The following is a 20,328-nucleotide window of genomic DNA, read 5'->3' on the forward strand; positions in this document are numbered from 1 at the left end:
CGGGACGACATGACCACAGCACCCGCGCAGGCGGGGTGGCGGTTCAGACAGCCGAGCGTCATTCCGGGTTTCGGATTGACGCTCGGCTTCTCGCTTGCCTACCTCACCCTCATCATCCTCATCCCGCTGTCCGGGCTGATCTGGCGTTCGGCCGCTCTCGGCTGGGCCGATTTCTGGGCCATCGCCACCGATCGCCGCACGCTCAACGCACTTGAAATCAGCTTCGGCACCGCCTTCATCGCGGCTGTCGTCAATGTCGTTTTCGGCACGCTCGTCGCCTGGGTGCTGGTGCGCTACCGTTTTCCCGGCCGCCGCATCGTCGATGCCATGGTCGACCTGCCATTCGCGCTGCCGACGGCAGTGGCTGGCATCGCGCTGACCACGCTCTACGCGCCGAATGGCTGGATCGGCAAGCTGCTGATGCCGCTCGGCATCAAGGTCGCCTACACGCCGCTGGGCATCGTCATCGCGTTGATCTTCATCGGCCTGCCCTTCGTCGTGCGCACCGTGCAGCCGATCATGGAAGAGATCGACAAGGAAGTGGAGGAAGCCGCCGCCACGCTCGGCGCCAGCCGCTTTCAGATCATCACCCGCGTGCTCTTTCCGGGCCTGGCGCCGGCCATCATCACCGGCTTCTCGCTGGCCTTCGCGCGCGGCGTCGGCGAATACGGCTCGGTCATCTTCATCGCCGGCAATTTGCCCTACAAATCCGAGATCGCGCCGCTTTTGATCGTCATCCGGCTCGAGGAATACAATTACCCGGCGGCGACTGCGATCGCGGCAATCATGCTGGCGTTGTCGTTCATCATGCTGTTGATCGTCAATCTGGTGCAGACATGGAGCCGCAAGCGCTATGGCTGAACCCGAGATCAAATCCTACGAACCGTTCCATGAAAGCCGCTCGGCGGCAGTGACCGAAAGCCGGCCGGCACGGGCCGTGCTGATGACCATCGTCTTCGTCTTTCTCGCCGTCTTCCTGTTGCTGCCGCTGATCATCGTTTTCAAGGAAGCCTTCGCCAAGGGCGTTGGCACCTACCTGGAATCGCTGAGCGATGCGGACACACGTTCGGCGATCCGCCTGACCTTGCTGGTGGCGGCGATCTCGGTACCGCTCAACATCGTCTTCGGTATCTCGGCCGCCTGGGCGATCGCCAAGTTCGAGTTCAAGGGCAAGGCCTTCCTGACCACGTTGATCGATCTGCCCTTCTCGGTCTCCCCCGTCATTTCGGGTCTGGTCTACGTGCTTCTGTTCGGCGCCCAGGGGCTGCTCGGCGAGTGGTTGAAGGCACATGGCATCCAGATCTTGTTCGCCGTGCCGGGCATTGTGCTGGCCACCGTCTTCGTCACCTTCCCCTTCGTCGCCCGAGAACTGATCCCGCTGATGCAGGAACAGGGCAATGGCGACGAGGAAGCGGCTCTTTCACTAGGGGCCAATGGCTGGCAGACGTTCTGGTATGTGACCTTGCCCAATGTCAAATGGGGCCTGCTCTACGGCGTGCTTCTGTGCAACGCGCGCGCCATGGGCGAGTTCGGCGCGGTTTCGGTGGTGTCGGGCCACATACGCGGCCTGACCAACACCATGCCGCTGCATGTCGAAATCCTCTACAACGAGTACAATGCCGTCGGCGCCTTCGCCGTCGCCTCATTGCTTGCCGGGCTGGCGCTCGTCACGCTGATCTTGAAAACTCTGCTCGAGATGCGCTACGGCGCCGAACTCGCCGCGACGCGCGGACATTAGAAGGTTCATTGCATGGAAGTTCGCGTTGCCAACGTGCGCAAGGAATTCGAGCGGTTTCCAGCGCTCCACGACGTGTCGCTCGACATCAAGTCGGGCGAACTGATTGCGTTGCTCGGACCGTCCGGCTCCGGCAAGACGACCTTGCTCAGGCTGATCGCCGGGTTGGAGCGCCCGACGCGTGGAAAAATTTTCTTTGGCGACGAGGACGCTTCGCAAAAGTCGATCCAGGAACGCAATGTCGGCTTCGTCTTCCAGCACTACGCGCTGTTCCGGCACATGACGGTGGCCGACAATATCGGCTTCGGCCTCAAGGTGCGGCACGGGCCGACGCGGCCGCCCGCGGCCGAAATCCGCCGCCGCGCCTCCGAGCTTCTCGATCTCGTCCAGCTGTCGGGTCTGGAAAAACGCTATCCGGCGCAACTTTCGGGCGGCCAGCGCCAGCGCGTGGCGCTCGCCCGTGCCATGGCCATCGAACCCAAGGTGCTGCTGCTCGACGAGCCGTTCGGCGCGCTCGACGCGCAGGTGCGCCGGGAACTGCGCCGCTGGCTGCGCGAAATCCATGACGCTACCGGCCACACCACCGTCTTCGTCACTCACGATCAGGAAGAGGCGCTGGAGCTTGCCGACCGCGTCGTGGTGATGAGCCAGGGCCGCGTCGAGCAGGTCGGCACCGCCGACGACATCTACGACACGCCGAACTCGCCCTTCGTCTACGGCTTCATTGGTGAATCGAGCTCGCTTCCGGTCAAGATCGAGAATGGCGAGATCTGGCTCGCCGACCGTCCGATCGGATTGTCGGCGCCGCACGCGCCCCAGGGCGATGCAATGCTGTATTTTCGCCCGCATGATGTCGAACTGCTGGACGGCTGCAGCGGCTGCATCGCCGGCACCGTGGCCGCCAGCCGCCGCGTTGCCGGCACACGGCGCGTCGAGCTCGAAATCGGTGGCGAGCGCCAGCGGGTCGAGATCGAACTGCCGGTCGATCATCCGGCGGCACAAAAGAGCCGGGTGGCCTTCCGGCCGGGGCGCTGGAAACTGTTCCCGGCTGCTTAGTTTCTACCGAGCGATATCGATTACTCTTTCAACACGCCTTTTAGAGGCGTGGGCGCCGACAGCATCAGCTCTGCCACGGCTTGGGTGCGTTCATAAGACGTGCAAAACCTTCACCGCTCGGCGGCTTATCGAGGATGTCGAGATAATGCCGATAACTTTTGGCATTTTCGGATTTAACAGCCGTATCGTCGATCTCGGAATCATCCTCCGGACCAAGCAGTGGCTCCTTTGCCCATTGGGTAAGCAACGCGGTGAGACCGGTCTTGCGAACGGGTTGGATGATCAAGCGGTCGCCTTCTCGACTGATCAACACCTTATCGCCGGGAAGCTCGAATTCGACAGGAATACAGACCACCTGGGTCCGATTGTTTCGGAACAGCCTGGCCTCCTTCGGCGGCACGGTTGAATGGCGGGATCGGGGCATTGTCGAAGCTCTTTTGTTTATGCCGTTTGTATCTGCCAAACCGCAACATGATGCAACTCTCCAGATTCGTGCATAGGTCGTCTCGGGAACGATCGTGCTGTCGAGACACCCGAAAAGATCTTACTCGGAAAGATATCCTAACGATTTCCGGTTTGCGCGACACTTTTTCTCAAAGCACGTCCGCATGGCCGCCATGCATGCCTCGTGGCACATAAGACATCGCCGCTATTATCCACCCATGGACGCATTGCACCGGAGCCATTTCATGAAGCGATTTTTCATCGGCGTTGCCGCCGCCGCCGGCCTCCTCCTCGCATCCGCCCAAGCCTGGTCGGCCGACAAGTTGCTGAACGCCTCCTATGACGTCGGCCGCGAACTCTTCGTGCAGGTCAACAAGGCCTTTATCGCCAAGCACCCGGGTGTGAGCATCGACCAGTCGCATGCCGGCACTTCCGCGCAGGCGCGCGCCATCGCCGAAGGCCTCGGTGCCGATGTCGTCACCTTCAACCAGGTCACCGACGTCGACTTCCTGGTCAAGAAAGGCCTCGTCTCGGCCGACTGGCAGAAGGATTTTCCCGACAACGCTTCGCCCTTCTATTCACTGCCTTCGTTTCTCGTCCGCGCGGGCAACCCCAAGCACATCAAGGACTGGAACGATCTCGTGCGCGACGACGTGCAGGTGATCTTCCCCAACCCGAAAACGTCTGGCAATGCCCGCTACACCTATCTGGCGGCCACCGCCTACGCCAAGGAAGCCTTCAAGGGCGACGACGCGAAGGTGAAGGAATTCATCACCAAGCTGTTCAACAACGTGCCGATCTTCGACACTGGCGGGCGCGCAGCGACCACCACCTTCGTGCAGCGCGAGATCGGCGACGTGCTGATCACCTTCGAATCCGAGACACGCGGCATCCGCAAGGAATACGGCGACGACAAATTCGAGCAGGTCACGCCTTCGGTCAGCCTTCTGGCGGAATTCCCGGTGGCGATCGTCGACAAGGTCGCCGACGAGCACGGCACGCGCGATCTGGCCAAGAGCTACCTCGACTTCCTCTATACACCCGAGGGCCAGGGCATCGCCGCCGACAATGGCTTGCGCGCACGCGACGCGGCTGTCGCGGCCAAATACAAGGCCGATTTTCCAGATGTGCGCCTGCTGACGGTGGAAGACGTCTTCGGCGGCTGGGACAAGGTCCAAAAAGAGCATTTCGCCGCCGGCGGTCTGCTCGATCAGGCTTATGGCAGCCGGTAAAGTCTCCGCTGCCCGATGGAAAGATCGAGGAAAGCCGGCCCCGGGCCGGCTTTCCTCGTCATTCAGCCGATAGGGTAAAGCCGGCGCCCTTCGTGCAAAACGTTACAAAGAATCAACGCGTTTGTGCCTAACATGCCTTCCAATGGCTTTGTTTCGCGAAACGGCGGCGTGCGGAAGCAACGCCGTCATCATTTGCACACAAACAGCCGCCAGATGCGGGGGTGGTTGGGGCTTCAACGGGTTGACTCGGGCATGCTGACGAAAAAAGGCAAGTACGGCCTCAAGGCCCTCGTGCATCTTTCCAATCTTCCGGTTGGCCAACTGGCCTTCGTCAACGACGTCGCCGTCGCCAACAACATCCCGAAGAAATTCCTCGATGCCATCCTGGGCGAATTGCGCAACGCCGGCTTCGTCCAGAGCCGCAAGGGCAAGGAAGGCGGTTACCGTCTCGCGCGCCCCGCTTCCGAGATCAAGATCGGCCACGTCGTGCGCGTGCTCGACGGGCCGCTGGCGCCGATACCTTGCGCCAGCCGCACGCAGTACCAGCGCTGCGAGGATTGCGACGAAGCGACCTGCCAGGTCCGGCACATGATGCTGGAAGTGCGCCAGGCGATTGCCGAGGTGCTGGACAACCGTAGCCTCGCCGCCATGCGCGATGCCGACAATGACGATTTCCCAGTCGAGTTGACATCGCAGATCTAGAGCCGGTGGATGAGGCTGTCGAGGTTTACGAGATCCCGAAAAGCCGCACGCAAGCAGCCATCGATAGCCAGCTTTCGCACCGAGATCATCGCCGACGTCTTTGTCCCCGAATATGCCGAGGACGTGCGCTTTTTCAGCCGCAAGGTGGTTAATCCCGGCAGGCTCCGCCGCTTCTCCACCAGGGATCTTCGCGAGAGCCTGATTGCTCTCTTCTATCTCGCGGTCGCGGCAGCACTGCCGGTTCGTTGGTGGTCGCCGATCTGCGATTGGGCGTCGAGATTTCGCCTGAAGCGCCATATGCGCAAGGATTTCCACTTCTATGCCGCCGCAACGTGCGCGGTGCTCGGCGACGGCATCGATGCACGCAAGCTGTTCGAGGCATTGCTCGCGGCACGCCATCGCCGCCGCATGCAACTCGCCGCGCATCTGGTCGCCGGTCGCTGGACGCCGACGATCCGGCTGGAAGGGCTCGAGGGCTTGCAGGCAGCCTTGCAACGCGGCCACGGCGCGATCCTCTGGTGCGATCAATTCACCGCCCAAACGATAATCGGCAAGCGCGCCATATATGAGGCCGGCATCGAAGCGCATCAGGTCAGCGTCAACACGCATGGCGTTTCCGAGACGGCATTCGGCCAGCGCTTCCTCAACCCGCCAATGGTTCATGTCGAGAACCGGTTCCTGAAAAGCCGGATCGTCTTCGACCGCGACGACGCCTATCAGGTCACCATCCACATTCAAAAGATGCTGAAACGGAACGGCGTCGTGCTGATGACCAACACCATCCACGCCGGCTCGACCTTCACCGAAACCGCCCTGGGCGAAAGCGGCTGGACACACCTTGCCTCGGCGCCGGCGAATTTCGCCGCGCGAGGCAACACGGCCCTGTTTGCCATGTCGACTTTCGAGGTGGTGCCCTTCCGGGAATACCGGGCCGTTTTGAGCCCGGAACTGATGCCGGCGGCATCGGCGCTCCCGGCAGTAGACACCACCAGGGACGGAGCCAAGAACATGGCCCTGCAGGCACACTATATCCTGCTGAAACGCGACTGCCTGCTGCAGGCACTGAAGCAGTGCCCCGAGCAGGTGATGTCCTGGTCGCGCCATGAACGGTTGACAGAAGCTCAGGACAGGATCGGCTTCAGCGAAGAAGAAGGCTCATGACCGGCGCATCGAGCGCATTGCCTGGCCGACGAGTTCGTCGACCGGCCGCGTCGCGTCGAGCGTCAATGCCCGCTCATCGGCACCTGGCGGCTCGAGAATTGCGAACTGGCTGTCGACCAGGCTTGCCGGCATGAAATGGCCCTTGCGGCCGGCGACCCGCTGCCTTGCCGTCGCCTGGTCGATCTCCAGGTAAAGGAAAGTGATGTCCTGGCAAAAACCGCGCAGACGCTCGCGATAGCCGCGCTTCAGCGCTGAGCAGGCTGCAACCACGCCCTGTCCCTTGGCGATCGACGCCGCGATGCGCTCGCCGATCGCGTCGAGCCAGCCTTCGCGCAGCTGGTCGGTGAGCGGTTCGCCCCGCGCCATGCGGGCAACGTTTTCGGGCGGATGCAGCCTGTCGCCCTCGATGAAGACGGCACCCAGCGCGTCGGCCAGCGCGATACCGACGGCTGACTTGCCGCAGCCGGCGACGCCCATCACCACGATGGCCGAAGGCGCCAAACCGGAAGCGCCCGTCGGCGCCTGCACTGCGTTTTCGTCCACCGTCAGCGGCTCGCCGGGGCGCGGCCATAGAGCAGGAGCATGGCGACGATAACGACGCCATAGATGATCTGCCGTCCCGCTTCCGGCATCTGCATGACCGACAGGATGGATTGCAGCAGCGTGATCAGGATCACGCCGGCGACCGTGCCGAGATAGGAGCCGCGCCCGCCGAGGATCGAGGTGCCGCCGAGCACCACGGCCGCGATCGACGGCAGCAGATAGGCGTCACCCATCGATTGCGCCGCCTTGGAGGCGTAGCCGGCCAGCAGCACGCCGCCAAAGGCGGAGAGTCCGCCGGAGACGGCGAAGGCGATCATCACCACGCGTCTTGTGTCGATGCCGGAGAGATAGGCGGCGCGCTCGCGGTTGCCGATGCCATAGACCGCGCGGCCAAAGCCGCTACGGGTCAGCACGAACACCATTGCGGCCCCGATCAGCGCCCAGATGATGACCGCATTGGGGACGCCCGGAATGGTGAAGCCGGTGGCCAGGTAGCGCATGGCGCCGGTGGCCGAATCCTGCGGCGAGAAACCGCCGGTGTAGACCACCATCAGCCCTTGCGCGACGGCGTTGGTGGCGAGCGTGATGATCATCGAGGGGATGCGCAGATAGGCGACGCCGATGCCGTTGACGATGCCGATCAGCACGCCGCAGAAGATGCCGAACGGGATCGCCAGCGCCACCCCGGCCGGACCGTAGGCGGCCGCCGCGCAGGCCATCATCGCGCCCGCCGCCACCGACCACGGCACGGACAGGTCGATCTGGCCGAGCAGGATGACCAGCATCATGCCGGTGGCGATGACGCCGAGGAACGAGGCGACCTTGAGCTGCTGCAAGAGATATTCAGGCGACAGGAAGCTGCGCGAATAGAGGCTGCCCACCAACAGCAGCACCACGATACAGGCAAAGGCGGTCAGCACCGCCGGATCGGCGCGGCGGATGAATTTCGGCATGCGGCCGGCAATGCCGCCCAAGGTCGTATCGCTCACAGGAACCACTCCAGCCGGTTGCGGACCCGAAACAGGGCAAAGGCGCCGAGGCTGACGGCGACCAGCAGGATAACGCCCTGGAACAGCGGCTGCCAGAGCGGATCGAAATCGAACACGAACAGAAGGTCGCCAATGGTGCGGAAGGCCAGCGCGCCGAAGATGGCGCCGATGGCGCTTCCCTTGCCGCCGAACAGCGACACACCGCCCAGCACCACGGCCGCGATCGAGAACAGCGTATAGGCGTTGCCGCTGGCATAGGCGGCCTCGCCCGTATAGGTGAAAAAGGTCAGGAACAGCCCGCCGATCGCGGCCAGCAGCCCCGCAAGCGTGTAAGCGGCGAACTTGCCGCGCCTTATCGGCACGCCCGACATATAGGCAGCCGTTTCCGAAGAGCCGGCCGCGTAGGCGGCACGGCCGAGTACCGAGCGGCTGAACGGCACCCAAATCAACAGCACGACCGCCAGCAGCACGACCAGGCTTGCCGGCACCAGATCGAACAAACGTCCTGTCATGGCGTCGGCCAGATCCTCGTTGACCGAGCCGCCCGGAAAGGGCCGCAGCAAAAGGCCGATGCCGTAGTAGACCGCCCCGGTTGCGATGGTCGCGACGATCGGCTGCAGCCTTCCATAGATAACGATGGCGCCGTTGATGGCGCCGCACAGAAGGCCCGCCACCAGCACGGCGATGACGCCGAGCGTGGTCTGCATCGGCGTGCCCACCACCAGCCAGGAGGCCAGGCAGTTGGTGAGCAGGAAGATCATGCCCACGGACAGGTCGATGCCGGAGGTGATGACGACCAGCGTCTGCGCCATGGCGACGAAGGCAAGCAGCACGCCCTTGTTCGCCGCCGTCTGCACGACATTGGCGGTGAAGCCCGCCGGATGGTTCGAGGTATAGATGACGAACATGACAATGAAGATGCCGAGCGCCAGCAACGTTCCGCGCTGCTCGGCCAGCCAGTAGCGCCAATCTTTCACACGCTTGCTCCCAGGCCCACCGGGCTCTCCTCGCCATGAATGTTGAGCGCGCTCGCTATCAGCGCCCGCTCGGTGATCTCGCCGCCGACCAGCTCGCGCTTGACGGCGCCGTCATAGAGCACCAGCACCCGGTCGCAACAGCCGATCAGCTCGTCATAATCGGTCGAATAGAACAGGATCGCCGCGCCCGCATCCGCCAGCTTGCGCATCAGCTGATAGATCTCCTGCTTGGTGCCGACATCGATGCCGCGCGTCGGATCGTTGAGCAGGATGATGCGCGGCTGGCGCATCAGCCATTTGGCGATGACCACCTTCTGCTGGTTGCCGCCCGACAGCGCGCCGACCGGAATGTCGAGGCCCGCCGTCTTGATCGCCAGCAGGCCGACCATGTCGTCGATCAGCCGCTGTTCGGCGGCACGGTCGATGATGCCGCCTTTCGACAGCCGGTCGAGCGCGGCGAAGGACAGGTTCTCGCGCACCGTCATCGGCAGCATCAGTCCTTCGGTCTTGCGGTCTTCCGGGATGAGCGCCATGCCGATGCCATCCTCGCGGGCCACCGCTGGACTGGTGATCGTCACCGGCTTGCCGTCGATCAGCACCTCGCCCGAGAGGCCGCGCAACACACCGAAGAAGGCGAGCAGCAATTCGCGCTGGCCCTGGCCATCGAGCCCGCCGAGGCCGACCACCTCGCCTGCCCTGACCCTCAGCGAGATATCGTGCAGCCGGTCGGCCCAGGACAGTTTGCGCGCCTCGAGCCGGGGGGCGGCACCAGCGGGTGCCGCCGCCGGCTTGGGCGGAAAAATATGGCTGTATTCACGGCCGATCATCAGCTCGACCACCTCGTTGTCGCTCTTCGAGCCGGCCTTGTAGCTGGCGACATTACGGCCGTTGCGGAACACCGTGCAGTGGTCGGCCAGTTCGGCGATCTCGTTCATGCGGTGCGAGATGTAGAGCAGCGCCAGCCCTTCCGAGCGCAGTCGTTTCAAGACGCCAAAGATCTTCGCGACATCCGCCGCCGTCAGCGCCGAGGTCGCTTCGTCGAGGATGAGGATGCGCGGTTTCCTGGCCAGCGCCTTGGCGATCTCCACCATCTGGCGCCGTGACAGCGGCAGGTCCTTGACCAGGGCCAGCGGATGGATATCGCCGGCACCCGCGCGCGCCAGCGCGTCCTCGGCGATGCGCCGCTGCGCCTTGCGGTCGATCATGCCGAAGCGTTTGGGCGGATCGGAAATGACGATGTTGTCGGCGACGCTGAGTTCGGGGATCAGCGACAATTCCTGGAAGATGCAGACGATGCCGGCCTTGTTTGCCGCACCCGGCGACGCGAAGGTCACCTCGCGCCCGTCCAGCATCATGTGGCCCTCGTCGGGCGCCACGACACCGGCCATGACCTTGATCAGCGTCGATTTGCCGGCCCCGTTTTCACCGAGAATGGCGTGGATGCTGCCGGTGGAAACCGTCAGCTCGGCCTTTTCCAGCGCCCGTACGCCGCCATAGCGCTTGGAAATGCCTTCCATGCGAAAGAGTGGAGCCGCACCGTCCATCAACCCTCCCCAGGGCGATTGTGGGATTGCAGGCTGGCGCCGCGGGATCATCCGCGGCGCCAGATGATAGAAAGTGACTACTGGTTTTCCTTGCTCTGCCCCATGATTTCCTGGGCACTGAAATTGATGCCGCAGGTCGGGAAGGAGTTGCCGACGAAGAAATTGTCGGACTGGTCGGGGAAGAAATCCTGGCCTGCCTTGAAGTTCGGATCCTCCACAATGGCCAGCGGCAGCTTCACCGATTGCGGCACGACATTGCCTTCGAGGGCCGCGATTGCCGTCTTGATTGCCACGGCCACCTGGGCGGGGCCGGTGCCAGCGGAGGAGCATTTCAAGCCGTCGCCAGCATGCGCGGCGCAGAATTTGCGAAACCCGTTCTCCGTCTCGCCGCCGAACGGAACGAATGGATGCTTGGCATCCATCATCGCCTGCACGATGCCGGTGTCGCCGCCTTGCCCGGTGATGCCGTCGAAGGGTCCGTTGGTGGCAATCGCGTCCGCCGTAGCTTTCTGGGCAACGCCATCGTCCCACTTGCCAACCACTTCGGTGACTTCCCATTTCTTGCCCGAGCCGTCGAGCACCTCGTGGATGCCGGCATGACGGTCCGTGTCAACGGAAGTGCCGGCGACGCCGCGCACTTCGAGCACCTTTCCGCCGTTCGGGACATGTGAGACCAACCACTTGCCCCACAATGCGCCAAGGCCCTTCTGGTCGACATTGACGTTGATGGCATCCTTGGTGTCGAGGATGTTGTCGAAGGCGACCAGCACGACCCCGGCCTCCTTGGCGCGCTTGATGACTGGCCCGAAGGCGGTCGGGTTCTGCGCGTTGACGACGATCGCGTCAAAGCCGGAATCGATGAAATTGTTGATCGCGGAGATCTGCGCCGGGACGTCCTCTCCGGTCGACACAACCTTGAATTCCTTCAGCTTTTTGGCGACATCCGGCTGTGCCGCATATGCCTTGGCGGTCTGCACCATCTGGATACGCCAGGTATTGGCGATATAGCCGTTGGCGAGCGCGATCCGGTATGGGCCGGCCTTCTTGGGGAACTTGAAGAATTGCGTATCGGCTGCCCAGGGGGCAAAGCAGTCCGGCTCGGCTGCTGGTCCCTTGACGACTTCTGGGCCTGCGGCCATCGCCGCTGAGCTCAACATGACGAATGCAGTGGCGGCAACGATGCCACCAACGAGTGACTTGATCATCGATATTCCTCCCAGTTGCAGTTCTGACTTGTTTGTTTAGCTGCAGTACAATGACGTGTTCGCCCCAGCACCTCCCGCCCTGGCCCGTCACGCACGTCAGGTGGCCCCGGCCGACCTGTTCCTCCTCGTTGCTTCCTTAAGCTGCAACGAAAGTATCATATTATCAATAATAAACAAGGAACATTCTGTCGCTTATGTATAATAAACAGCAGCCGGACTTCACACTGGCTGGCATGGTAGCGCTACCAAGAATGCCTGTAAAGGCTGATTTCAGCAGGTTCTAAACTGCTTCACCGTGCCGTGCTCTCGCGGCACTTGAGCTCGAAGCCAAGGTCGACGACCCGCCGTTCCGGCCTGTCACCCGATATCGCCGCCAGCGCCATGGCGACCGCGCGCCTGCCGATTTCGTAGCGGTGGGTGCGGATGCTGGTGATCGAGGGAAAGGCTACCTGCATCATGTCGAGATCGTTGAAGCCGACAATGCCGATGGTCTTCGGCACGTCGATCGAGGCGCGATGGCATTCGAACAGCACGCCGAGCGCGATGTCGTCATTGTTGCAGAACACGCCGTCGAGCGTCGGCATTTTGGCAAGCGCATCGCGGAATAGCTCGCGGCCAAGCGGCACGCTGGAAGGCACCGGCGTGGTGGTGATCAGGCGCGGGTCCAGCAGGCCGGCCTTCTCCATCGCCAGCCGGTAACCAGCCAGGCGCCGCTGCGAGCGCGGGTCCATGCGCGCACCGATGAAACCGATCCTGCGATACCCCGCCTCGATCAGGTGCTGGGTCGCCGTCCTGCCGCCTTCGAGATGCGAGAAACCGACCATCATGTCCACGGGATCGGGTCCGGTCTCCATCACCTGAACCACCGGGCAACCGGCATTTTCCAACAGCTTTCGCGAGGTAGATGTCTGGTCGATGCCGGCAACGATCAGCGCTGTCGGCCGCTGGGAGCCAAACACCTGCAGCAGCCGCTCTTCCTCCAGTCCGGAATAGTGCGTGTTGCCGAGTTGGATGCGGAACGGGCTGTCCGACAGGCTGTCATAGATGCCGCGCACCACCTCCGCGAAGACGTTGTTGGTCAGCGAAGGCACCAGCACGCCGAACACCTCGGCCCGCGCCGAGGCCAATGCCCGCGCGTTGGGATCCGGCACATAGCCGAGCTCTTCGATGGCGGCCAGGATCTGGCGGCGCAGTTCCTCGGAAACGCGCTCCGGCTCGCGCAGCGCGCGTGAAACGGTGATGGCGCCGACGCCGGCCTTGCGTGCCACGTCAGATATGGTCGGGCGGCCACCGCCCCGGCGCGAGCGCGGCTTGATCAAGGCCTTGGCCCATGCCCCTGGCCATTCAAGCACGCCCGCAATGCGATCTTTCCAGCTGTCACCATCTCACCGGCCTGTTTCAGCACCCATCGGCCCCTGGCGTCGCGCAGTGACTACCTGTTGTCAAGCTGAGCCATTGAGTGGCTGTGCTTGGCCTTCCTCAGGCCGCTACGGCCGCCCTGTGCCTCGCCTTCCACATGAACAGCCCGATCGCCAGTATGTTCAGCAGGTTCCAGGCAATGCCGTTCAGGAACGCGGCGGCGTAGGAGCCCGTCAGGTCGTAGATCCAGCCCGACATCCAGCCGCCGATCGCCATGCCGAAAATCGTCGCCATCATGACGATACCGATGCGCTGGCCGGCCTCCTTGGCCGGCAGGTATTCGCGCACGATGATCGCGTAGCAAGGCACGATGCCGCCCTGCGACAGGCCGAAGACCAGCGACACGACATACAGCGAGGCGAGCCCGTCGAACGGGATATAGAACAGCAATGACAGGCATTGCAGCACAGACCCGATAAGCAACGTTTTGACGCCGCCGATTCGGTCGGCGACAAAGCCCGAGGCAAGCCGGCTGACGACGCCCGCGGCCATCATGATCGACAGCATGTCGGCGCCATGCGCCATGCCGTAGCCGAGGTCCATGCAATAGGCAACGATATGCACCTGCGGCATCGACATCGCCACGCAGCAGCCCAGTCCCGCGACGACCAGCAATATCTGCAGCATCGCCGGCGACAATGAAATCGGCTGCACCGGCCGACTTCCGGGCGAGCCGGCGGCCGTCGCTTCCGGAGCGCCGCGCCGCAGCAACAACACCAGCGGCACCATGGTGACTAGGCAGAAGACGCCGATGGCGGCATAGGTGAAGCGCCAGCCTTCCGCCTTGATCAACGTCGGCATGACGGTGGGCCATATCGCTCCAGCGAGGTAATTGCCGGCCGCCGCCGCCGTAACGGCGACCCCGCGCCGGCGGTTGAACCAGTGCGAGATATCGGCAATCAGCGGCCCGAAGATCACCGATGTGCCGACACCGATCAGTACCCCTTGGGCAAGGGTGAATTGCAGGATCGAGGTCGACACAGCCGCGAGCAGGAGACCGGCGGAGAGCGCGATCGAGGAAAACAGCGCCGGTATCCAGTAGCCCATGCGGTCAATGGCGCGGCCGACCAGCACATTGCCGGCGGCGAAGCCCACCATGGTCGCGGTGTAGGGCATGGATGCCGCGGCGCGGTCGACGCCGAACTCGGCCTGTACTGCTGGCAGCACGACGACAACGGCCCACATGCCGACCGCACCGATCGTCGCCAGCAGCATCGAGATGGCCAGCCGCATCCAGGCGTAGGAACTGTCGATGCCGGGGCTGGGCCGGCTCACGTCGGTTCGCGTCAAAGGCGTTTCCTGTCGGCGGTCTCAATCGTTGCTGTTTTGGCCACTATCGACGCATTCTCGGCGCACAGCAGCGCCACAGCGGGCAAATCCGTGGCTCCAGGCCGGTACGAATGCGGGAACCGACGCCAACATCTGGAGTTTCCGATCAGCAACCTTGCAAAGGAGTCCCAGCCATGACCGCCACCAAGCAGAAATGGTCGGCCGAGGTGACCGAGCACAGCAATGCGATGGATCTCGAGGAGCATGTCTTCGAATCCAACGACGCCAAGAAGATCGCCGCCTCGCTCAAGCGGTCGGCCGAACACAGCCACCGCCGCAAGGCCGAGCCCTTCCAGTCCGCCATGTCGATGCTGAATTTCTACATCAACCGGGCCGGCAAAAACCTGCCCGCGGCGCGCAAGAAGGTCCTTGAGGACGCCAAGGACGAACTGCGCGCCGCATTCGGGCGTCCAAAGGAGGATTAGCCGCCCTCGCCCGCCAATGGCACCTGACTAAATGGGGCGCCCTATTGTTTGATCTCGGGTTCGACGAGCTTGGCCAGGTTCCGTAGCGACTCCTGCCAACCGAGATAGCAAGCTTCCGCGGGAATGACATCAGGGATGCCGGCCTGGGTGATGTTCACTTCGGTGCCCACGGACACTTTCTTCAGCGTCACGGTCACCTCGATCTCGCCGGGCAGGTTGGGATCGTCGAACCTGTCTGTGTAGCGCAGGAGTTCGCCCGCGACGAGTTCGACATACTCACCGCCAAACGAGTGGCTGTCGCCAGTGGTGAAGTTGCGGAACGACATCTTGAACGTGCCGCCGACCTTGCCCTCGAAGTGATGGACCGTGCAGGTGAAGCCGTTCGGCGGAAGCCATTTGGCAAGCGCATCCGCCTCAAGGAACGCGCGGTAGACCTTCTCCGGGCTGGTGGTCAGAACGCGATGCAGACGAACGGTGCTGGGCATGTCAAATTCTCCTTCCTGGTTTCCTGTTCGATACCCCAAGGACGGGGACCACAAAGCCCATCCGACACAGGCTCTCGAATTTTTTGGCGGTGCCGGCCTGAATTGCTTCGACGGCCTGCAAGGCGGAAACGCCTGAGTGCCGAATGGCTATGTCGGTGAATTCTACCGCGAACGTATGACGTTGTCGGTATTGGCCAGCAGCTTGCGCACGGCATTGCGCGCCGCATCGGGCCGCTGCAGGCGGATATTCTTTTCGATTGCCTCGTGCATCTTCTGGGCGAGCTGCAAATCGTCGAGTTCCCGGGTCGTGTAGGTGAACAGGTGATCGAAGGCGGATTCGATCAGCACGCCGAGCGGCACCAGCAGATCATTGCCCGAGGCGCGCAGGATGGCGAGGTGGAAGCGGGTGTCGGCGCGGGTCCGTTCCTGCAAACTTTTCGCCTCGCCCATCTCCCGGCAGGCCTGGCTGATCTCGGCCATCTGCTCGTCGGTCCGCCGCATGGCGGCAAAGGCGGTCGCTTCCGGCTCGATGATGTGGCGGAATTCCTGCACCGTCCTCAAGAACACCTCGCGGTCCGGCGACGTCGCGTACCAGGCAAGCACATCGCGGTCGAGCAGGTTCCAGCGTTCCTTCGGTTCGACCCAACTGCCGATCTTGGGGCGCGATGCCAACAGGCTCTTGGCCATCAGCATCTTGATCGCCTCGCGCACCGCCGACCGGCTGACGCTGAAGGTCTCCGACCATTTGGCTTCATTGGGCAGGATGGTGCCGGGCGGATAGTCGCCGCGCACGATCCGCAGCCCAATCTCGCTCGCCAGCGACGCATGCACACTGGAGCCCGGGATACGCGCCGCGTCGGGCCGGCGAGCGCCGGTCGGGCGCTCGGCGGCTACAGCCTTTTTGGGCGATTTTTCCTTGTTCGGCCTCGCGTCCCGCATGAGTTCCAGAAAGGCCGGTTTAGGGAAGCTGTCAAGCGCGGTGCGGCCGGGGGGCGGCAAAGCCGGCTTCTATGAACAACCCAGCCGTGATTCGACCACGCTCAGGCTGTCTTGACGTATTTGCGCCAGCTATGCTCGGGCCGGAAGCCGAGCATGTCACGCGCCTTGCGGTTCGACAGCAGCGTCTCATATTCACCGAGTTCGCTCTTGACCGGCACGCCGGGATAGAACCGCTTCAGGAGTTGGGCGGTCGGCAAATCGGACGAGGTGTCGTCATTGGCGGCATTGAACACCTGGTAGCCCAGCCCGTCCTTCTCGATGGCGCGCAGCGTGATCTGGCCAAGGTCGCGCGCGTCGATGTAGCTCCAGGCAATACGTTTGCGAAAGCCCGGATCGGCGAACCATTTCGGAAACAGCGAGTACTCATGCGGCTCGATGACGTTGCCGATGCGCAAGGCATAGATGTCTGTGCCATTGCGCTGCGCGAAGGCGCGCGCCGTCTTCTCGTTGACGATCTTGGACAGCGCATAGCTGTCCATTGGATCGACATCGTAATCTTCGTCGAGCGGGAAATGCGTGGGGTCGCGTGGTTCGTTGGCGAACACCAGGCCGTATGTCGTCTCGCTGGAAGCGATGATCACCTTGCGGATGCCGAGCTTCACCGCAGCTTCGATCACATTGTAGGTGCCCATCGCGTTGATGCGGAACACCTCATTGTCGGGCGTGATCATGATGCGTGGGATCGCGGCGAAATGCACCACGGCGTCGACCGGCTGCGGCCGTAGCGACGGATCGAATTCGTGCAGCCCCATATAGCTCGACAGCGCGTTGAACACCTGGCCGCTGTCGGTGATGTCGGTGATCAGCGTGCGCACCTTGGGATTGTCGAGCGGCCTGGTGTCGATGTTGAGCACTTGGCAGCCCTGCTCCACCAGATATTGCACGACATGGCGCCCAGCCTTGCCGCTGCCGCCGGTGAACATGATCCGCTTCGTCATTTCTGGTCTCCACGAAAGTCCTAGGATTGACGTGTATTGTCAGACAATATTGCTTTCCGCAACCGTCTATGGCTAAAACAGCGGCAACATTATCGATAATTGCAACAGGACAGCTAGCATGAACACCACCGCCACCAGCGAGAAGATCGGCTTTGTCGGCCTTGGCCTGATGGGTCACGGCATCGCCAAGAACATCGTCGACAAGGGGTACTCCCTGACCTTCCTCGGCCGGAAAAACCGCAAACCGGCGGAAGATCTTCTCGGCCGAGGCGCCCACGAGGCATCGACCTCCCGCGACGTGGCGGCGGCATCCGATATCGTCTTCATCTGCGTCACCGGCTCGCGCGAGGTGGAGGCCATTATTCGCGGTCCCGGCGGCCTCAAGGAGGGGTTGAAGAAGGGGTCGGTCGTCGTCGACTGCTCCACCTCAGATCCGGTCTCGACGGTTGCACTTGCCGCAGAACTCAACGCGCTTGGCGTCGACTATGTCGACGCGCCGCTCAGCCGCACTCCGAAGGAAGCCTGGGAAGGCACGCTCGACGCCATGGTCGGCGCGCCCGACGCCGTCTTCGCCAGGGTCAAGCCGGTGATCGACACCTGGGCCGGCCGCATCGTCCATATCGGCGACACCGGCGACGGCCACCGCATGAAGCTGCTCAACAATTTCATCTCGCTGGGTTATGCCGCGATCTACTCCGAGGCATTGGCCCTAGCGGAGAAGGTCGGCATCTCGCCGCCGCGTTTCGACAGCGTCATCCGCAACGGCCGCATGGATTGCGGCTTCTACCAGACGTTCATGCGCTGGACGCTGGAAGGCGACCGCGACGCCCACAAATTCACCATCGCCAACGCCTTCAAGGACCTGACCTATCTGGAATCGATGGCCGGTGCAGCCGGCATCGCCAACCCGCTCGGCAACGCCACCAAGAACTCCTTCGCTGGCGCCCACGCAACCGGTCCGGCCGAGCAGTTCGTGCCGATGCTGGCCACGCACATCGCCAAAGTGAATGGCATCGACCTGATGCCGATCAAGGACGGAAAGAAGCAGACGATCTGAGACCCGGACGGGCTGGCCTTAGCGCCGGCCCCTTCCGATCCCCTCATCGGTGTCGGCGAGCAGCTTGTGCACGGCGTTGCGCGCCGCGGCTGGCCGCTGCAGACGGATGCTCTTCTCGATCGCCTCGTGCAGTTTCTGTGCCCGCCGCTGATCGCCGACCTGGCGCGTGGTGAAGACGAAGAGATGGTCGAGCGCCGATTCGATCAACACGCCGAGCGGCACCAGAAGGTCGTTGCCCGAGGCCCGCAGGATGGCGAGGTGGAAGCGCGTGTCGGCGCGGATGCGCTCGGGCAGGTTGGCCGCCTCGCCCATCTCGCGGCAAGCCAGGCTGATCTCGGCCATCTGCTCGTCGCTGCGCCGCATGGCGGCAAAGGCGGATGCTTCCGGTTCGATGATGTGGCGAAATTCCTGCACGGTGCGAAGGAACGCTTCGCGATCCGGCGCGGTCGCGTACCAGGCCAGCACGTCGCGGTCGAGCAGGTTCCAGCGCTCCTTCGGCTCGACCCAACTGCCGATCTTTGGCCGCGACGCCAAAAGGCTCTTGGCCATCAGCATCTTGATCGCCTCGCGCACCGCCGAACGGCTGACATTGAAGGTTTCGGCCCATTTGGCCTCATTGGGCAGGATGCTGCCAGGCGGATAGTCGCCGCGTACGATCCTGAGGCCAATCTCGCTGGCGAGCGAGGCATGGACGCTGGACCCGGGAAAGTGCGCCGCATCCGCCCTGCGCATGGCTGCCGGGTCGTGGCTGGCTTGCGCCTTGGCCCGGCCGGTTTTTTTCTTTGCCTTCTCGTCCGGCATCCACGTTCCAATAGGTCGGCCGCCAGTCACCCGGATTGATCCGAACCCGCGCGGCGCACCGATCCCGTTGCCGAAAATCCAAACCACTGACGCGTCAAAGCCGGGGCCCGATTGCCCCAACCATGGCGTCCTGTTGAAGAATTGAGGAAACGGGGCGCTCGTTGGCGAGCGCCCCGAAATCGCGGCCTACTTCTGGATGCAGGTGTCGACCGTGTCCTTGGTGCATTCGTCGAGACCGGTGAACACCGGATCGTCGACCTTCTTGCCTTCGACCAGGTCGATCATCACCGAGGGCGCCTTGTAGCCCATTTCGAAAGGCCGCTGGCCGACCAGCGCGGTGACAAGGCCATCCCTGGCGATCGCCACCTCGTCGCCGATCGTGTCGGCGGCGCCGATGACGAAGTCGTTCTTGGCCAGCCGGTCCTTGAGCGGTTTGACCAGGTCGCGATAGGGCTGCGGCGCACCGAACAGCGGCCAACCGCCCATGATGCCGAACGCGTCGAGCTTGGGGTTGGCGGCGAGGATGTCGGTCATCGCCTGAACGCCCTTGGCGCCATCGTCATTGGTGAACACCGGGCAGCCGGCGACTTCCGTCCAGCCGCCTTCGCCGGCAAGTGCCGTGAGGCCTTCCTTGCCCGTCAGCGCGTCGCGCATGCCTTGCGCGCGGCGCAAGATGTTGTCGGCCGCCGGATTGCCCTCGATGGTGCAGATCGTGCCACCATTCGGCTTGGCCTTCTTGATGTACTCGCCGATCTTCTTGCCCATCAGGTAGTTGTCGGTGCCGAGATAGGTCTTGCGCAGTGCCGCGTCTTCCTTGGCGAGGTCGGCGTCGACGGTCATGATCGGGATCGACGGATTGGCGCTCTTGATCGTCTGCGCGATCAGCGGCGCGTTGGACGGCGAGATCGCCATCGCCACCGTGTCGGCCTTGCTCAGCATATCCTGCACGATCTGCGCCTCGCCGGCCTCGTCGGAAGTCGATGCCGGGCCGGTGTAGAAGCATTCATATTCCGAGCTGGCGTTTTCCTTGTTCCATTTCTCGCAGCCCTGGTGGATGGCTTCGAAGAATGGATTGTCGAGACCTTTCACCACGATGACGAGCTGCTTCTTGGCCAAAGCCGGCCCGGCGCCCAACGCCATGGCGGCGACGGCGGCGAGCAATACTGTTTTCCTCATGTCAGTCCTCCCTTTGCAACCAGACGGACACGGCGTGCCCGCCACACAAACCAGCCAGGATGCGAGATGACTGAGACGCGTGCGCCCATTCAATCCGGCCAGGCCGATAAG

20 protein-coding genes and 1 pseudogene are annotated in these 20,328 nt (G+C 63.1%); 8 read left to right on the forward strand and 13 right to left on the reverse strand.

Features of this window, described 5'->3' with window-relative positions; all coding sequences use genetic code 11:
• The first annotated feature begins 9 nt into the window (after nt 1–9).
• Genes cysT through FJ492_RS05810 form a run of 3 tightly spaced genes read left to right on the forward strand, consistent with a single transcriptional unit; the run spans nt 10 to nt 2,791 of the window.
• Complete coding sequence (cysT, locus tag FJ492_RS05800) at nt 10–861, forward strand: sulfate ABC transporter permease subunit CysT (RefSeq protein ID WP_027141568.1); 852 nt, start codon at nt 10–12, stop codon at nt 859–861.
• Nucleotides 854–1,738: a sulfate ABC transporter permease subunit CysW gene (gene cysW, locus FJ492_RS05805; RefSeq protein WP_140502329.1), complete on the forward strand. Its 885-nt coding sequence runs from the start codon at nt 854–856 to the stop codon at nt 1,736–1,738. Before cysT ends, cysW begins: the two co-directional genes overlap by 8 nt.
• Before the next feature lie 12 nt (nt 1,739–1,750).
• Nucleotides 1,751–2,791, forward strand: a complete 1,041-nt coding sequence (locus FJ492_RS05810; RefSeq protein ID WP_027141566.1) for a sulfate/molybdate ABC transporter ATP-binding protein — start codon at nt 1,751–1,753, stop codon at nt 2,789–2,791.
• A 202-nt stretch (nt 2,792–2,993) separates the two neighbouring features.
• Here the strand turns inward: FJ492_RS05810 and FJ492_RS05815 are convergent.
• Nucleotides 2,994–3,215: pseudogene (locus FJ492_RS05815) on the reverse strand (antitoxin); the annotation flags it as partial.
• Nucleotides 3,216–3,480: 265 nt separating this feature from the next.
• Between FJ492_RS05815 and FJ492_RS05820 the strand changes: the two are divergent.
• From FJ492_RS05820 to FJ492_RS05830, 3 genes are all read left to right on the forward strand, one after another.
• Nucleotides 3,481–4,467 (forward strand): sulfate ABC transporter substrate-binding protein, encoded by a 987-nt coding sequence (locus FJ492_RS05820; protein WP_140768945.1) that lies wholly within the window; start codon nt 3,481–3,483, stop codon nt 4,465–4,467.
• Nucleotides 4,468–4,719: 252 nt separating this feature from the next.
• Nucleotides 4,720–5,169, forward strand: a complete 450-nt coding sequence (locus tag FJ492_RS05825; protein WP_140502327.1) for an Rrf2 family transcriptional regulator — start codon at nt 4,720–4,722, stop codon at nt 5,167–5,169.
• 9 nt (nt 5,170–5,178) lie between these two features.
• Nucleotides 5,179–6,330 (forward strand): hypothetical protein, encoded by a 1,152-nt coding sequence (locus FJ492_RS05830; RefSeq protein ID WP_140768947.1) that lies wholly within the window; start codon nt 5,179–5,181, stop codon nt 6,328–6,330.
• Here the strand turns inward: FJ492_RS05830 and FJ492_RS05835 are convergent.
• From FJ492_RS05835 to FJ492_RS05865, 7 genes are all read right to left on the reverse strand, one after another.
• The gene (locus tag FJ492_RS05835) at nt 6,325–6,873 is read right to left on the reverse strand and encodes a gluconokinase (protein WP_140717668.1); all 549 of its coding nucleotides are present in this window, start codon (nt 6,871–6,873) and stop codon (nt 6,325–6,327) included. The two genes, FJ492_RS05830 and FJ492_RS05835, sit on opposite strands and share 6 nt — an antisense overlap.
• 2 nt (nt 6,874–6,875) lie before the next feature.
• Nucleotides 6,876–7,862, reverse strand: a complete 987-nt coding sequence (locus FJ492_RS05840; protein ID WP_140502324.1) for an ABC transporter permease — start codon at nt 7,860–7,862, stop codon at nt 6,876–6,878.
• The gene (locus FJ492_RS05845) at nt 7,859–8,839 is read right to left on the reverse strand and encodes an ABC transporter permease (protein WP_027141559.1); all 981 of its coding nucleotides are present in this window, start codon (nt 8,837–8,839) and stop codon (nt 7,859–7,861) included. Before FJ492_RS05845 ends, FJ492_RS05840 begins: the two co-directional genes overlap by 4 nt.
• Nucleotides 8,836–10,383, reverse strand: a complete 1,548-nt coding sequence (locus tag FJ492_RS05850; RefSeq protein WP_140717672.1) for a sugar ABC transporter ATP-binding protein — start codon at nt 10,381–10,383, stop codon at nt 8,836–8,838. The genes FJ492_RS05845 and FJ492_RS05850 overlap by 4 nt, the downstream gene beginning before the upstream one ends.
• Nucleotides 10,384–10,460: 77 nt before the next feature.
• The gene (locus tag FJ492_RS05855; protein ID WP_140717674.1) at nt 10,461–11,588 is read right to left on the reverse strand and encodes a sugar ABC transporter substrate-binding protein; all 1,128 of its coding nucleotides are present in this window, start codon (nt 11,586–11,588) and stop codon (nt 10,461–10,463) included.
• Nucleotides 11,589–11,878: 290 nt separating this feature from the next.
• Complete coding sequence (locus tag FJ492_RS05860) at nt 11,879–12,907, reverse strand: LacI family DNA-binding transcriptional regulator (protein WP_140717686.1); 1,029 nt, start codon at nt 12,905–12,907, stop codon at nt 11,879–11,881.
• A 160-nt stretch (nt 12,908–13,067) separates the two neighbouring features.
• On the reverse strand, nt 13,068–14,297 hold the full coding sequence (locus tag FJ492_RS05865; protein WP_140717676.1) for an MFS transporter: 1,230 nt from the start codon (nt 14,295–14,297) through the stop codon (nt 13,068–13,070).
• A 173-nt stretch (nt 14,298–14,470) separates the two neighbouring features.
• Between FJ492_RS05865 and FJ492_RS05870 the strand changes: the two genes are divergently transcribed.
• Complete coding sequence (locus FJ492_RS05870) at nt 14,471–14,761, forward strand: DUF3175 domain-containing protein (RefSeq protein WP_181166585.1); 291 nt, start codon at nt 14,471–14,473, stop codon at nt 14,759–14,761.
• Between the two features lie 41 nt (nt 14,762–14,802).
• Here FJ492_RS05870 and FJ492_RS05875 read toward each other — a convergent pair whose 3' ends face one another.
• The 3 genes from FJ492_RS05875 to FJ492_RS05885 all read right to left on the reverse strand — a co-directional run bounded on the left by FJ492_RS05875 (nt 14,803) and on the right by FJ492_RS05885 (nt 17,183).
• Entirely contained in the window at nt 14,803–15,246 is a 444-nt protein-coding gene (locus FJ492_RS05875) for an SRPBCC family protein (RefSeq protein ID WP_027141553.1), read from the reverse strand.
• A 162-nt stretch (nt 15,247–15,408) separates the two neighbouring features.
• Entirely contained in the window at nt 15,409–16,185 is a 777-nt protein-coding gene (locus tag FJ492_RS05880) for a FadR/GntR family transcriptional regulator (RefSeq protein WP_027141552.1), read from the reverse strand.
• Between the two features lie 101 nt (nt 16,186–16,286).
• A complete protein-coding gene (locus FJ492_RS05885) occupies nt 16,287–17,183 on the reverse strand; it encodes an NAD(P)-dependent oxidoreductase (RefSeq protein WP_140717680.1) in 897 nt (298 codons plus the stop codon).
• A gap of 118 nt (nt 17,184–17,301) precedes the next feature.
• Here FJ492_RS05885 and FJ492_RS05890 point away from each other — a divergent pair, with 118 nt between their 5' ends.
• Nucleotides 17,302–18,240 carry an NAD(P)-dependent oxidoreductase gene (locus tag FJ492_RS05890; protein ID WP_140768949.1) on the forward strand — a complete coding sequence of 313 codons (939 nt, stop codon included), beginning with the start codon at nt 17,302–17,304 and terminating at the stop codon, nt 18,238–18,240.
• An 18-nt stretch (nt 18,241–18,258) separates the two neighbouring features.
• Here the strand turns inward: FJ492_RS05890 and FJ492_RS05895 are convergent, their stop codons facing one another.
• Together FJ492_RS05895 and FJ492_RS05900 are read right to left on the reverse strand one after the other, a co-directional pair.
• Nucleotides 18,259–19,041 (reverse strand): FadR/GntR family transcriptional regulator, encoded by a 783-nt coding sequence (locus FJ492_RS05895; protein ID WP_140713611.1) that lies wholly within the window; start codon nt 19,039–19,041, stop codon nt 18,259–18,261.
• Nucleotides 19,042–19,227: 186 nt separating this feature from the next.
• Nucleotides 19,228–20,217, reverse strand: coding sequence for a sugar-binding protein (locus FJ492_RS05900; RefSeq protein WP_140502314.1), 990 nt, complete (start codon nt 20,215–20,217; stop codon nt 19,228–19,230).
• Nucleotides 20,218–20,328 lie beyond the last annotated feature (111 nt).

Source organism: Mesorhizobium sp. B2-5-4, from assembly GCF_006441095.1.
In the GTDB taxonomy this organism is placed as follows: Bacteria; Pseudomonadota; Alphaproteobacteria; order Rhizobiales; family Rhizobiaceae; genus Mesorhizobium; species Mesorhizobium salmacidum.